Source organism: Plantactinospora sp. GCM10030261, from assembly GCF_042666615.1.
Lineage (GTDB): Bacteria > Actinomycetota > Actinomycetes > Mycobacteriales > Micromonosporaceae > KBS50.
Genome location: NZ_JBHTDD010000029.1, coordinates 13,905 through 28,014 on the forward strand (window position 1 = coordinate 13,905; position 14,110 = coordinate 28,014).

General features: G+C 71.8%; 8 protein-coding genes and 2 pseudogenes. 8 read left to right on the forward strand and 2 right to left on the reverse strand.

Annotation, left to right across the window (positions count from 1 at the left end; all coding sequences use genetic code 11):
• Positions 1-218: 218 nt before the first annotated feature.
• The 3 genes and pseudogenes from ACFQUZ_RS26565 to ACFQUZ_RS26575 all read left to right on the forward strand — a co-directional run.
• Positions 219-965, forward strand: a complete 747-nt coding sequence (locus tag ACFQUZ_RS26565) for a response regulator transcription factor (RefSeq protein WP_377446908.1) — start codon at positions 219-221, stop codon at positions 963-965.
• Positions 943-2,448: pseudogene (locus ACFQUZ_RS26570) on the forward strand (sensor histidine kinase); the annotation flags it as partial. The gene ACFQUZ_RS26565 and the pseudogene ACFQUZ_RS26570, both read left to right, overlap by 23 nt.
• A 67-nt stretch (positions 2,449-2,515) precedes the next feature.
• Positions 2,516-3,208: pseudogene (locus ACFQUZ_RS26575) on the forward strand (helix-turn-helix domain-containing protein); the annotation flags it as partial.
• A gap of 120 nt (positions 3,209-3,328) precedes the next feature.
• Here ACFQUZ_RS26575 and ACFQUZ_RS26580 read toward each other — a convergent pair.
• Entirely contained in the window at positions 3,329-3,718 is a 390-nt protein-coding gene (locus tag ACFQUZ_RS26580; protein ID WP_377446911.1) for a VOC family protein, read from the reverse strand.
• A 262-nt stretch (positions 3,719-3,980) separates the two neighbouring features.
• On the opposite strand from ACFQUZ_RS26580, the gene ACFQUZ_RS26585 reads away from it, so the two are divergent.
• From ACFQUZ_RS26585 to treZ, 4 genes are all read left to right on the forward strand, one after another.
• Positions 3,981-5,264: a citrate synthase gene (locus tag ACFQUZ_RS26585; RefSeq protein ID WP_377446914.1), complete on the forward strand. Its 1,284-nt coding sequence runs from the start codon at positions 3,981-3,983 to the stop codon at positions 5,262-5,264.
• Positions 5,265-5,577: 313 nt separating this feature from the next.
• Positions 5,578-7,695 carry a glycogen debranching protein GlgX gene (gene glgX / locus ACFQUZ_RS26590; RefSeq protein ID WP_377446917.1) on the forward strand — a complete coding sequence of 706 codons (2,118 nt, stop codon included), beginning with the start codon at positions 5,578-5,580 and terminating at the stop codon, positions 7,693-7,695.
• 1 nt (position 7,696) lies between these two features.
• Positions 7,697-10,036: a malto-oligosyltrehalose synthase gene (treY, locus tag ACFQUZ_RS26595; RefSeq protein ID WP_377446919.1), complete on the forward strand. Its 2,340-nt coding sequence runs from the start codon at positions 7,697-7,699 to the stop codon at positions 10,034-10,036.
• Positions 10,033-11,808 carry a malto-oligosyltrehalose trehalohydrolase gene (gene treZ, locus ACFQUZ_RS26600; RefSeq protein ID WP_377446921.1) on the forward strand — a complete coding sequence of 592 codons (1,776 nt, stop codon included), beginning with the start codon at positions 10,033-10,035 and terminating at the stop codon, positions 11,806-11,808. The genes treY and treZ overlap by 4 nt, the downstream gene beginning before the upstream one ends.
• A gap of 144 nt (positions 11,809-11,952) precedes the next feature.
• Here treZ and ACFQUZ_RS26605 read toward each other — a convergent pair whose 3' ends face one another.
• Entirely contained in the window at positions 11,953-12,711 is a 759-nt protein-coding gene (locus ACFQUZ_RS26605) for an FkbM family methyltransferase (RefSeq protein ID WP_377446923.1), read from the reverse strand.
• 129 nt (positions 12,712-12,840) lie between these two features.
• Here ACFQUZ_RS26605 and ACFQUZ_RS26610 point away from each other — a divergent pair, with 129 nt between their 5' ends.
• Positions 12,841-13,764 (forward strand): CDP-alcohol phosphatidyltransferase family protein, encoded by a 924-nt coding sequence (locus ACFQUZ_RS26610; protein ID WP_377446926.1) that lies wholly within the window; start codon positions 12,841-12,843, stop codon positions 13,762-13,764.
• Positions 13,765-14,110: the final 346 nt, after the last annotated feature.

Consider the following 14,110-nt stretch of genomic DNA (forward strand, 5'->3'; position numbering starts at 1 on the left):
GGTGGTACCGGGAAGTTACCACCGGGTTGGCCCACCGGCGCCTGTCGTTCCCCCGGCCGCCGGTAGGGAACGGCCGGGAGGTTGGCGGGTCGGCACCGAACCCATCGGCCGACGCCAAGGTGCGTGACTCTGCGTCAACGGTCGCGTTCCCCTGGGTACACAGCCGATCCACAGAAAGGGCCGAGGTGGGACACAGCATCGCTCAGCACCCTGGGGGCATGGTCATGAACGGACGAGCCACGGGCGGGCGCGTCGAGCTGCGCCGACCCGACGGCGGCCCGGTCCGGGTGCTGGTGGTCGACGACGAGGCGAACCTGGCCGATCTGCTCTGTATGGCACTGCGGTACGAGGGGTGGGAGGTGACAAGCGCCGGCACCGGATGCGCGGCGGTGCACGTGGTCCGGCAGTTCCGGCCCGACGCGGTGGTGCTCGACGTGATGCTGCCGGACCTGGACGGCTTCGAGGTGCTGCGCCGGCTGCGCGGGCACCGCCCCACGGTGCCGGTGCTCTTCCTGACCGCCCGGGACGCGGTCGAGGACCGGGTCACCGGGCTGACGGCGGGCGGCGACGACTATGTCACCAAGCCGTTCAGCCTGGAGGAGGTGATCGCCCGGTTGCGGGCGCTGATGCGCCGGACCGGTGTCGCCGTCACGAGTCGGGAATCGGCGGTGCTGACGGTCGGTGACCTGAGCCTGGACGAGGACAGCCACGAGGTGCGCCGGGCCGGCACCCAGATCACCCTGACCGCCACCGAGTTCGAGTTGCTGCGCTACCTGATGCGGAATCCGCGCCGGGTGCTGAGCAAGACGCAGATTCTCGACCGGGTCTGGAACTACGACTTCGGGGGCCAGGCCAATGTGGTGGAACTCTACATCTCGTACCTGCGGAAGAAGATCGACGCCGGCCGGTCGCCGATGATCCACACGCTGCGCGGCGCGGGCTATGTCCTCAAAGCCGCGGACTGACGCCGCGATCCGCTGGTCGGCCCGCCGCGTCGCCGCGGTTCCGCGCTGGTGGGCCGGCCGCTCGCTGCGTACCCGGTTGCTGGTAGCGGTGCTCGCGCTGCTGGCCGTGGTATGCGTGGCGATCGGTGCCGTCACCACCGTGGCGTTGCGGTGGTTCCTGCTGCACCAGCTCGACCAGCAGCTCGCCGGCGCCGCCCGGCGGGCCGAGACGGCGCCGGACGGCCCGCGGCACTGGGCCGGCAACCCACCGACCTGGGCCGGCTCCGCGCCCCGGGTGCCGCCAGGGGTGCAGCCCGGCGCCGTCGCGGTCTGGCGGGGCCCCGACGAGGTGCGCGGGCGAACGCTCGCCGAGGACGGGGTGGCCGAGCGGACGCTCGACGCCGCGCAACTGCGACCCCTGGCGGAACTGCCGGCGGACGGCGCCCCGTACACCCTTACCGTCCCGGGCCTGGGCGACTACCGGCTTGTCGCGCACCGGCTGCCCGCCGGCGACGTGCTTGTCACCGGGCTGCCGCTGACCGACCTCCAGGAGACCATCTGGTGGATGGTGGTGGCGCAGGCCGGGGTGGCCGGGGCTGGGCTGATCGTCGCCGGTTCGGCGGGCGCCCTGATCGTGCGCGGCTCGCTGCGGCCGCTGCGCCGCCTCGCGGCCACCGCGGGTCGGGTCGCGGAACTGCCGTTGGACCGCGGCGAGGTGGCCCTGCCGGTCCGGGTCCCGGCGGCGGACACCGATCCGCGCACCGAGGTCGGCCAGGTGGGCGCGGCGTTCAACAACATGCTGGCGCACGTCGGCGCCGCGCTCGCCGCCCGGCACGCCAGCGAGCTTCGGGTACGGCGGTTCGTCGCGGACGCCAGCCACGAGTTGCGGACGCCCCTGGCGGCCATCCGGGGGTACGCGGAGCTGGCCCGGCGGACCCGGGAACCCGTGCCCGCCGATGTGGCGCACGCGCTACGCCGGGTGGAGGCGGAGAGCGTGCGGATGACCAGTCTGGTCGACGACCTGCTGCTGCTCGCCCGGCTCGACTCGGGACGCCCGCTGGTCCGGGCGCCGGTGGACCTGTCGGCGTTGCTTGTGGACGCGGTGAGCGACGCGCACGCGGCGGGCCCCGCCCATGCCTGGCTTCTCGACCTGCCCGGGGAGACCGTCCGGGTGCCCGGCGACGTGGAGCGGCTGCACCAGGTGGTGGGGAACCTGCTGGCGAACGCCCGAACGCACACCCCGCCGGGCAGCACGGTCAGCACCGCGCTGGTGCCCGCGGCGGACTCCGTCGAACTGGCCGTCTCGGACGACGGGCCGGGCGTTCCCGAGGACGTCCGGCCGGCGATCTTCGAGCGGTTCACCCGGGGTGACGGCTCCCGCTCCCGGGCGGCCGGCGGCACCGGTCTGGGGCTGGCGATCGTGGCTGCGGTGGTGGAGGCGCACGGCGGTTCCGTCTCGGTCGACAGCCGGCCGGGTCGGACCACGTTCCGGGTCCGGCTGCCGCTCGACGTGCCGGCACCGCGCGACGCCCCGACACCTGCGCCATCGCGCACGGGTGCAGAATGGTCGCGTGTACCGGGAACGACCGGTGGCGGCCGGACCCGAGCTGACCGGCGCGGTCCTGTGGTCGAGCGCCAGGCCGCCCGGAGCCGGCCCGGCCCGGGTGCTGCCCGACGGCTGTCTTGATCTTCTCTGGTCGTCGGTGAGCGGGCTGCTGGTGGCCGGCCCGGACACCGCCGTCCACCTGTCCACCGGCCCGGCCGGGGAGCGGTACGTCGGCCTGCGGCTGCCGCCCGGGACCGGGCCGGCGGTGCTCGGCGTGCCCGCGTACGAGCTGCGGGACCAGCGGGTCCCGCTGGCCGACCTGTGGCCCGAACGGTTCGTCGCGGAGCTGGCCGACCGGGCGGCCGGGGGAGCGCCGGGGGAGATGTTGCAGCGGGTGGCGGTCACCCGGTTGCGCGCCGCCGGGGGCCCGGACCCGATGGCCGGCCCGGTGACCCGGTCGCTGTCCGCCGGCCTGCCGGTGGCCGCCGTGGCGGCCGAATTCGGCCTCGGGGTACGCCAGTTGCATCGGCTTAGCCGGCACCTGTTCGGGTACGGCCCGAAGACGCTCGACCGCATCCTGCGGCTGGGCCGGGCGTTGGCGCTGGCCCGGGCCGGGGTGCCGGCCGCCGAGGTGGCCGTCCGGACCGGCTACGCCGACCAGCCGCACCTGTCGCGGGAGGTGCGTGCGCTGGCCGGCGTACCGCTGGGTGAACTGCTCGGGTCCCGCCCGGCTGCCGCGCACGGCCCGGCTGCCGCGCAGGGCCCGGCTGCCGCGCAGGGCCCGGCTATCTCGGCGGCACCGGCTGTCTCGGCTGGCGGGAGCTGACGAGGCCGGCTCCTATTTCCGGGCGAACAGGTCGACGCCGTTTCCGTCCGGGTCCCGCACCACCGCGTACCGCTGGCCCCAGTCCGCGTCGAACGGGGCGAGTTCACCGTGATGTCCGGCCGCGACGAGGTCGGCGTACGTCGTGTCGACATCGTCTGGTGTGCCGCAGTCGAACGCGAGACTGACCCGGGCGCTGCCCACCGGGGGTGCCCAGCCGGGGTCGAACGAGCGGACGGTTTCCACCGGGTCCCAGGCGAGGCGGAGCCCGCCGGGCAGGGCGACCTCCACGTGCGGTTCGTTCTCCGCGCCGGCCGGGATGTCCAGGCCGAGCCGGCGGTAGAAGGCGAGCGAGGCCGCGAGGTCGGAGCTGATCAGACCAATGAGATCGAATCGAGGTGCCATGGGTTCGACGGTAGGACCTCGCCCGACCGGGCGTCTTGACGAAATCGGACAACCGGGAGTCGCCACGCCATCCGCCCCGCGGGTCCCAGCGACATGCCAGCCGGTCGCGTCCCTAGCAAACGGCGGCTGTCCCGGCAACCGGGAAATCAGGTGACTCATCCCTCACCCCTGCCCCACGACAGGCGCGCCGGTGGTCAACCGCACTACGGTTGGAACACGAGGCAATTTCAATGACGATCTGCCGGCACAAGCGAGGGACCACATGACGGATGTCAAGCTCGACCACTCCGGTGGGCAGCTGTCGATGCCGGTCAAGGAGGCCGTGGAAGGGCCGTCCGGGATCGGTGTGGGCAGCCTGCTGAAGGAGACCGGGTACACCACCTACGACCCGGGCTTCGTGAACACCGCCGCCTGCTCGTCGGCCATCACCTACATCGACGGTGATGCCGGTGTGCTCCGTTACCGCGGCTACCCGATCGAGCAGCTCGCCGAGCACTCGTCCTTCCTGGAGGTCTCCTACCTCCTGGTCTACGGCGAGCTGCCGACCGCCGATCAGCTCACCGAGTTCACCGAGCGGATCCGCCGGCACTCGCTGCTGCACGAGGAGATGCGCCGGTTCTTCGACGGCTTCCCGCGCGACGCGCACCCGATGGCCGTGCTCTCCTCCGCGGTGAGCGCCATCTCCACCTTCTACCAGGACAGCCTGGACCCGTTCGACCGCGAGCACGTGGAGATCTCCACGGTGCGGCTGATGGCCAAGGTGCCGACCATCGCGTCGTACGCCTACAAGAAGGCCATCGGCCAGGCGATGCTCTATCCGGACAACTCGCTCGGCTACGTCGAGAACTTCCTCCGGATGACCTTCGGCGTCCCGGCCGAGCAGTACGAGGTCGACCCGGTGATCGCCCGGGTGCTGGACATGCTGTTCGTGCTGCACGCCGACCACGAGCAGAACTGCTCCACCTCGACCGTGCGGCTGGTCGGATCCAGCCAGGCCAACCTGTTCGCCTCGGTGTCCGCGGGCGTGAACGCGCTGTTCGGCCCGCTGCACGGCGGCGCCAACCAGGCGGTGCTGGAGATGCTCGAGCGCATCCACGCCGAGGGCGGCGACGTGCAGGCGTTCGTCCGCCGGGTCAAGGACAAGGAGCCGGGCGTCAAGCTGATGGGCTTCGGCCACCGGGTGTACAAGAACTACGACCCGCGTGCCGCCATCGTGAAGAAGGCCGCCCAGGACGTGCTCGGCCGGATGGACAAGCCGGACCCGCTGCTCGACCTGGCCATGCAGCTCGAGGAGATCGCGCTGGCGGACGACTTCTTCGTGTCCCGGAAGCTCTACCCGAACGTGGACTTCTACACCGGGCTCATCTACAAGGCGATGGGCTTCCCGACCAAGATGTTCACGGTGCTCTTCGCGCTCGGCCGGCTCCCCGGCTGGATCGCCCAGTGGCGCGAGATGATCGACGACCCGGAGACCAAGATCGGTCGGCCGCGCCAGCTCTACACCGGCTCGGCGGAGCGGCCGTACGTGCCGGTCGCCAAGCGCTGAGCCGGACGCCCGCCGGCCGGCCGCAGGTTCGGTCGCGGCCGTCGACCACACAAGGCCGGAAGGCCACCCCCGAATCCGGCGGTGGCCTTCCGGCATTTTATCCGGGTGGCCCTCCGGCCATGTGCCCGGTCGCACCCCGTAGCCCGCACGCCCCGATCCACGGCGTTGCCTCCGCCTGAGATGAGACGGGACGGGGGGCCTGAGAGGATGGACGGGCGCGGTTGGCGTGCCCCCTACCGGGGCAGGAACCACGTGCGGTACGACCCGGCCCTCAGGTGGCCCACGGCGGCCGGTGCGGGAGACAGGGGACGTAATGCAGGTGTGGCCCGGCGAGCGGTACCCGCTCGGTGCGACGTACGACGGCATGGGCACCAACTTCGCGATCTACTCGGAGGTGGCCGAACGCGTCGAGTTGTGCCTGTTCGACGAGTGGGGGCTGGGCACCGAACGGCGGGTCCGGCTGCACGAGGTCGACGCGTACGTCTGGCACGCCTACATCCCCGGGGTGGAACCGGGTCAGCGCTACGGCTACCGGGTGCACGGGCCGTACGACCCGGCCAACGGGCTCCGCTGCAACCCCAACAAGCTGCTGCTCGACCCGTACGCCAAGGCCGTCGACGGCGACGTCGAATGGGACCCGGCGGTGTACGGCTACGACTTCGACGACAACCGCCGGATGTCGGAGACCGACTCGGCCCCGTTCGTTCCCAAGGGCGTGGTGGTCAACCCGTACTTCGACTGGGGCAACGACAAGCCGCCCCGGACCCCGTACCACCACTCGGTCATCTACGAGGGGCACGTCAAGGGGATGACGCAGCGGCACCCGGGCATTCCGGAGGAACTGCGCGGCACGTACGCGGGCATCGCCCACCCAGTGATGATCAAACATCTCACCGAACTGGGAATCACCGCGCTGGAGTTGATGCCGGTGCACCAGTTCGTCCACGACCACCGCCTGGTCGACATGGGGCTGCGCAACTACTGGGGCTACAATACGATCGGCTTCTTCGCCCCGTACCACGGCTACTCGTCGACCGGTCGGCTCGGCCAGCAGGCCCAGGAGTTCCGCGGCATGGTCAAGGCGCTGCACGCCGCCGGCATCGAGGTGATCCTCGACGTGGTCTACAACCACACCGCCGAGGGCAACCACCTGGGGCCGACGCTGAGCTTCAAGGGCCTGGACAACCGCAGCTACTACCGGCTGTCCGAGCAGGACCAGCAGTACTACGTCGACTACACCGGCACCGGCAACAGCCTCAACGTGCGTAGCCCGCACTCGCTGCAACTGATCATGGATTCACTGCGCTACTGGGTGCAGGAGATGCACGTCGACGGCTTCCGGTTCGACCTCGCGGCGACTCTGGCCCGGGAGTTCTACGAGGTCGACCGGCTGTCCACGTTCTTCGAGGTGGTGCAGCAGGACCCGGTGGTGAGCCGGGTCAAGCTGATCGCCGAGCCGTGGGACGTGGGGCCCGGCGGCTACCAGGTGGGCAACTTCCCGCCGGTGTGGACCGAGTGGAACGGCAAGTACCGGGACACCGTCCGGGACTTCTGGCGCGGCGAGCCGGGCACCCTGGCCGAACTCGCCTCCCGGATCTCCGGCTCGGCCGACCTCTACCAGGACGACGGCCGGCGGCCGTTCCACAGCATCAACTTCGTCACCTGCCACGACGGGTTCACCCTGGCCGACCTGGTCGCCTACAACGACAAGCACAACGAGGCCAACGGGGAGGACAACCGGGACGGGGAGAGCCACAACCGGTCCTGGAACTGCGGGGTGGAGGGGCCCACCGACGACGAACGGGTGCTCGCGCTGCGGGCCCGGCAGCGGCGCAACGTGCTGGCCACCCTGATGCTCTCCCAGGGCGTGCCGATGATCGGCCATGGCGACGAACTGGGCCGCACCCAGCGCGGCAACAACAACGCCTACTGCCAGGACAGCGAGCTGGCCTGGATCGACTGGGAGGGCGCCGACGAACACCTGCTCGGCTTCGTCCGCCGGCTCACCGAGTTCCGTCGTCAGCACCAGGTGTTCCGCCGCCGCCGGTTCTTCACCGGGCTGCCGGTGAACACCCGGACCGCCGGGGGCCCGCTGCCCGACCTGGTCTGGTTCACCCCGGACGGGCGGGAGATGACCGGCGAGGACTGGGGCAACGACTTCGGCCGCTCGATGATGCTGTTCGTCAACGGCGAGGGGATCAACGAACGGGGGCAGTTCGGGCAGCGGCACACCGACAGCTCGTTCCTGCTCTGCCTCAACGCCCACGACGCGTCGCTGGACTTCGTCCTGCCGGGCGACGACTACGGGCAGAAATGGCTCCCCGTGATCAACACCGCCGATCCGGACGAGGCGGATCCGCCACCGGTGGGCGCCTCGGCGACCGTCAGTGTCCTGGACCGTTCGCTGCTGGTGCTGGAGAGGACGGTCTGAGATGGCGTCGCCGGTTTCGCGACCCACCCCCGCGGTCCGGGCGACCTACCGGGTCCAGGTACGGCCCGACTTCGACCTGGCCGCCGCGGCCGGTCTGGTCGACTACCTCGCCGCGCTCGGCGTCAGCCACCTCTACAGCGCTCCGGTGCTGACCGCCACTCCCGGCTCCGAACACGGCTACGACGTGGTCGACCCGACCCGGGTGAACCCGGCCCTCGGCGGCCCCGAAGCCCTGGCGGCGCTTGTCGACACGTTGCGCGCCGCCGGCCTCGGGCTGGTCGCCGACATCGTCCCCAACCACCTCGGGGTACGCGTGCCCGCCGCCAATCCGGCCTGGTGGGACGTGCTACGGGCGGGGCCGGACTCGACGTACGCGAACTGGTTCGACATCGACTGGTCGCGCGGCCGGCTGCTGCTCCCGGTGCTGGCCGACGACCCGGCCGCGCTGGACGATCTGGTGGTGGCCGACGGCGAGCTGCGCTACTACGAACACCGCTTCCCGATCGCGGACGGCACCGGCGGCGGCTCCCCGCGCGAGGTGCACGACCGGCAGCACTACGAGCTGGCCTCCTGGCGGCGCGGCGATCAGGAGATCAACTACCGTCGGTTCTTCGCCATCTCCGACCTGGCCGGAGTGCGGGTCGAGGACGAGGCGGTGTTCGCCGCCACCCACGTCGAGATCCTCCGCTGGGTCGCCGAGGGACTTGTCGACGGCCTGCGGGTGGACCACCCGGACGGGCTGCGCGACCCCGCCGGCTACCTTGCCCGGCTGCGCGCCGCCGCCCCGGAGACCTGGCTGGTGGTGGAGAAGGTGCTGGAGCCGGACGAGACGCTGCCCGACTGGCCGGTGGACGGCACCACGGGTTACGACGCCCTCGCCGAGGTGTGCGGGGTCTTCGTCGACCCGGCCGGCGCGCTGGAGATCGGGGCGCAGGACCGGCGCCTCTGTGGCACCGTGCTGACCTGGCCGGAGCTGACCCACCGGACCAAGCGGCACGCCGCCACCCGGCTGCTCGCCGCCGAACTCGGCCGGCTTACCCGGCTGGTGCCGGAACTGCCCGCCGAGGTGGCCCGCGACGCGCTCGCCGAACTGGCCGCCACCTTCCCCGTCTACCGGGGCTATCCGCCGGTCGGCGGGCGGCATCTGGCGCTGGCCCGGTCCGAGGCGGGCCGCCGACGGCCCGCGCTGGTCGGAGCGTTGGACACGATCACCCGGCGGCTGCGCCAACCCGGTGACGAGCTGGCCGCCCGGTTCCCGCAGTTCTCCGGCGCCGTGATGGCAAAGGGTGTCGAGGACACCGCCTTCTACCGGTGGACCCGGTTCGTGGCGCTCAACGAGGTGGGCGGCAGCCCCGGCCGGTTCGGCCGCGACGTCGCGGACTTCCACCGGGCGGCGGCCGCCCGACACGCCCGGTTCCCGGCCGGGATGACGACCCTGTCCACCCACGACACCAAGCGCAGCGAGGACGTCCGGGCCCGCCTCGCGGTCCTCGCCGAGATACCGGTCGAGTGGGCGGCCCACCTCGGACGCTGGCTGGCGGCCGCGCCGCTGCCCGACCCGGCCCTCGCCAGCCTGCTCTGGCAGACCGTGGTGGGTGCCTGGCCGATCGAACGGGACCGGCTGCACGCGTACGCCGAGAAGGCCGCCCGAGAGGCGGCGTCCGCGACGACCTGGACCGATCCCGACCCGGAGTTCGAGGCCGCGCTGCACGCGACGGTGGACCGGATCTACGACGACGAGCGGTTGCGGGCCGAGGTGACCGCGTTCGCCGACCGCATCACTCCGGCCGGCTGGTCGAACTCGCTCGGTCAGAAGCTCGTCCAGCTCACCATGCCGGGCGTGCCGGACACCTACCAGGGCACCGAGCTGTGGGACAACTCCCTTGTCGATCCCGACAACCGCCGTCCGGTCGACTTCGCGGCCCGGCGCGCGTTGCTGGACCGGTTGGACGCCGGCTGGCTGCCCCCGGTGGACGCCTCGGGTGCGGTGAAGCTGCTTGTCACCTCGCGGGCCCTGCGCCTGCGCCGGGACCGGCCGGACCTGTTCACCGGATACCAACCGGTGCCGGTGCACGGGTCGGCGGCCCACCACGTGCTCGCCTACGACACCGGAGGTGCGATCACCGTGGCCACCCGGCTGCCGCTCGGGCTGGCCCGCCGGGGCGGCTGGGGGGACACCACGATCTCGCTTGCCGTTAACAATTCGCCCGCGTCGTACGACAATGTCTCCGAGTCGTTCACCGGACGGGCCTACAGTGACTCTCGGATAGCGGTCGCCGACCTCCTCGACCGCTATCCGGTCGCCCTGCTGACCCCCGCCGAACCGCAGGAAGAATCATGACCGAGTTCCGTGTCTGGGCGCCCAGCACCGACCGGGTGCGGCTCCGCGTACCCGCCGACGCGGGTGGCGCCGAGGTGGGTGGCGCCGGGGTCGCTGCCGGCCGGGACCGGCCGATGTCCCGCGCGGACGGCGACTGGTGGACCCTCGACGTGCCGGAGGCCGGCCCCGGCACCGACTACGCGTTCCTGCTCGCAGACGACGACCGCCCGTTGCCCGACCCCCGTTCGGCCTGGCAGCCGCACGGCGTGCACGGGCCCAGCCGGGTCTACGACCACGGCGCCTACCGCTGGTCCGACGGGGACTGGACCGGCCGGCAACTGGCCGGCAGCATCCTGTACGAGCTGCACGTCGGCACGTTCACCCCGACCGGCACCTTCGACGCGGCCATCGAGCACCTCGACCACCTGGTCGACCTCGGCGTCGACCTGGTCGAGCTGCTGCCGGTCAACGCCTTCAACGGTGAACACAACTGGGGTTACGACGGGGTCTGCTGGTTCGCCCCACACGAGGCGTACGGCGGTCCGGACGGCCTCAAGCGGTTCGTCGACGCGGCACACCAGCGCGGACTGGGGGTGGTGCTCGACGTCGTGTACAACCATTTCGGCCCGTCCGGGGCCTACGCGCCGATGTTCGGGCCGTACCTGGCCGAGAGCGAGAGCCCGTGGGGCCGGGCCGTGAACCTCGACGGACCGCGGTCCGACGAGGTACGCCGCTACATCCTCGACAGCGTCCTCATGTGGTTGCGCGACTACCACGTCGACGGGCTGCGGTTGGACGCCGTGCACGCGTTCGTCGACACCGGCGCCACCCCGCTGCTGGAAGAGCTCTCGGTCGAGGTGGAGGCGCTAGCCACCCATCTCGGCCGGCCGCTGTCGCTGATCGCCGAATCGGACCTGAACGACCCTCGCCTGATCACGTCGCGCGAGGCGGGCGGGTACGGCCTGCACGCGCAGTGGAACGACGACGCCCACCACGCGCTGCACACGCTGCTCACCGGGGAACGGCAGGGCTACTACGCCGACTTCGGCTCCCTGCAGTGCCTCGCCGACGTGCTCACCGGAGCCTTCTTCCACGCCGGCGGCTGGTCCAGCTTCCGCGGACGCCGGCACGGCCGGCCGGTGGACCGGGCCCGCATCCCGGGCCACCGGTTCGTGGCGTACCTGCAGAACCACGACCAGATCGGCAACCGGGCGGTCGGCGACCGGATCTCCGCGTCGCTGTCCCCGGCGCTGCTGCGCGTCGGCGCCACGTTGCTGCTGACCTCGCCGTTCACCCCGATGCTGTTCATGGGGGAGGAGTGGGCGGCCGGCACACCCTGGCAGTACTTCACCAGCCACCCCGAGCCGGAGTTGGCCGCCGCGGTAGCCAACGGCAGGCGCCGGGAGTTCGGTGCGCACGGCTGGGGCCCGAGCGACGTGCCGGATCCGCAGGACCGGTCCACGTACGAGCGGTCCCGGCTGGACTGGTCCGAGCCGGAGCGTCCCGGTCACCGGGACATGCTCGACTTCCATCGCCGGCTCATCGCGCTGCGCAAGGCGTGGCCGGACCTGTCCGACCCGCGGCTGGACCGGGTCGAGGTCCGGCACGGGGACCAGTTCCTGGTGATCGGCCGGGGGCGGTGCCTGGTGGCCGCCAACCTGGCGGACCGCCCCCAGCGGGTCACCCTGCCGGAGGCGGTACGTTCGGTGCTGCTCGCCACCGAGGACGGGGTCAGCGTGACCCGGGGCGGCGTGGAACTGCCCGCCGAGTCCGCCGTCATCGTCTCCACCTGACTCTCCGCACCGCACCGCACTCGCCTCCGCCAACGTGCGGGCCCGAGCAACGGCTACCCGGTTCTGGCGGTACGGACAGCGGCGCGAAACGAGCTCCTCCGCAAACGCCGATCGAGCAGGGATCGACGGCTCGGCGAGCGGGGGTCAGGACATGCCGAGGCGGGCGTACACGTCGCCGGAGCGTCCGGTCGGCCGGACCCGCTCGTCGAGTAGCCGGACCAGCTCTTCCCCGGTGAGCCAGCGCTCGCTGAGGAATCGCATGGTCTCCACGGGGGAGTAGTTGTACCGGTACCCGCCGGCGTCCACGCCCAGCCCGTCGATGATGCGTACCGCCTCGCGCATCTGGTCGTGCGCGGCCGGAAGATATTCGAAGGACAGCCCGCGCAGCGGCCGGGAGAGCCCGGCCAGCACCTCGACCTCGAACCCCTCGACGTCGATCTTGCAGAAGGTCGGCTCGCCGTGCTCGGAGATGAGGGCGTCCAGGCTGTGTACGGGCACGTCGATGGTGCGGTCCCAGCGCACCCGCGAGAAGCTGCGTTCTGTCGCGACCGATCTGATCCAGCCCGGCGCCATCGAGGAGACGGTGGGCGTGGCGCTGGACAGCGCCAGCTGCGCCTGACCGGGCTGGGCGCCGGCTGCACCGGGCACGATGGTGACCCGGGAGTCCCTGCCGAAGAGGGCCCGGAGGACGCGGAGGCAGTCGGGTTGCGGCTCGACCGCCACGACCCGCGCGCCCAGCCGCCGCCAGGTACGCACTCGGCTGCCGACGTGCGCACCGATGTCGAAGCCGAGGTCATCCGGCCCGAGGAAGTGCTGATAGAGCCGTCTGGCCCGGCGTTGCCGACCGGGAACTCCGTGGTAAATGGCCAGGGACCGCAGGATCCCGCGTACGCGTCCGAGCATGGGCGGCAAAATACCCCAGGTCAGCCGGTCGAAGCGACTTTCCCCACATCACTTCGTCGATGATTCGACCGGTCGGGCTTGCGGTACGTATAACCCATCATGGTCGTCCACCACAGTCGCGGAGGCGAGATGCCCGTCGCCCGAACCGCCCCGATCGCCGCCTTCACCGTCCTCGTCGTGCTGCTCGCGGTGCTTGCCGGGACGGCCGGGCTGAGCCCCGGGGGCTGGGTCGCTGGACTCGCCTGCGGCCTGGTCGTCTGCGGCGCGCTGGCTCACGCGCTGCACCGCTCGGGGACCCGGACCCTGGGTCCGGCCAACTCGGTGACGCTGAGCCGAGCCATGCTCGTCGGGGCGGTGGCGGCGTTGACCGTGGCTCCGCAGGACGGGACGGCGCCGGTCGCTCCGCTCGCCACGATCGCCGGGGTGGCGCTGGCGCTCGACTGGGTCGACGGGCAGGTGGCGCGGCGTACCGGTAGCTCGTCCGCGCTCGGCGCCCGGTTTGACATGGAGATCGACTCGCTGCTGGTGCTGCTGCTCGCCGCGTACGTTGCCCGGTCGTCCGGTGGCTGGGTGCTGGCGATCGGCCTCATGCGGTACGCGTTCCTCGCGGCGAGTTGGGCCCTGCCGTGGATGCGGGCGGAGCTGCCTCCTCGCCAGTGGCGCAAGGTCGTCGCCGCGACGCAGGGAATCGTGTTACTGGTGGCGGCGTGCGGTGTGCTGCCGGCGACGCTGACGACCGTGCTCCTGGCCGCGTCACTGACGGTGCTCGTCGAGTCGTTCGGCCGGGACACCAGGTGGCTGTGGCGGCACCGGGCGGCGGTCCGGTCCGTCCAGGCGCGGCCGGCGTGGGCACGGTCGGCCCAGGCCCGGCCCGGTGCAGTGGGGTCGACGCAGGTCCGGCCCGGGTGGGCGGAGTCCGGTGGTGCTCGGCCCGCTGAAGCACGGCCGGCGGCGGCCGAGCGCCCGACGATCCGGGTGGAGCCGCTGACCGCCGCCGACCCGCTGGCCTCCCGTCCGCTGGCGACGGCGACGGCGACGGCGGAGCATCGTTGACGCGCCACGGCCAGCGGAGCTAGTGCAGGGTCCAGGATCGTTCACCGGGTTCGTCAGCGTAGGTGAGGCAGGTCGGCGCTGGTTGCGGAACGTGATAACGGTCGGTGACCTCCTGCTGTGTACCGTGTGTGAGATCTCGTGAGGTGACGGTGGTGGTCTCGGCTGCCTTTGCGCTGCTGTAGCCCACGCAACACCGGAGGCAACCTGGTGTGATAGCTAACAGTCGACGGCTGGTGGCTGGCCGGTGTGGTTACCGTGGGTTGCTGTTGCGTGGGCTACAGCAGCGCAAAGGCTGCAGCCGGGTCGCCTCACAGACCTGCCCTCCGGTGACTGTGGGTGTCTCCGT

Coding starts and splice junctions, on each gene's coding strand:
- ACFQUZ_RS26585 (WP_377446914.1), top strand. CDS start 3,981: ATGACGGATGTCAAGCTCGACCACTCCGGTGGGCAGCTGTCGATGCCG.
- ACFQUZ_RS26565 (WP_377446908.1), top strand. CDS start 219: ATGGTCATGAACGGACGAGCCACGGGCGGGCGCGTCGAGCTGCGCCGA.
- ACFQUZ_RS26605 (WP_377446923.1), bottom strand. CDS start 12,711: ATGCTCGGACGCGTACGCGGGATCCTGCGGTCCCTGGCCATTTACCAC.
- glgX (WP_377446917.1), top strand. CDS start 5,578: ATGCAGGTGTGGCCCGGCGAGCGGTACCCGCTCGGTGCGACGTACGAC.
- treZ (WP_377446921.1), top strand. CDS start 10,033: ATGACCGAGTTCCGTGTCTGGGCGCCCAGCACCGACCGGGTGCGGCTC.
- ACFQUZ_RS26580 (WP_377446911.1), bottom strand. CDS start 3,718: ATGGCACCTCGATTCGATCTCATTGGTCTGATCAGCTCCGACCTCGCG.
- ACFQUZ_RS26610 (WP_377446926.1), top strand. CDS start 12,841: ATGCCCGTCGCCCGAACCGCCCCGATCGCCGCCTTCACCGTCCTCGTC.
- treY (WP_377446919.1), top strand. CDS start 7,697: ATGGCGTCGCCGGTTTCGCGACCCACCCCCGCGGTCCGGGCGACCTAC.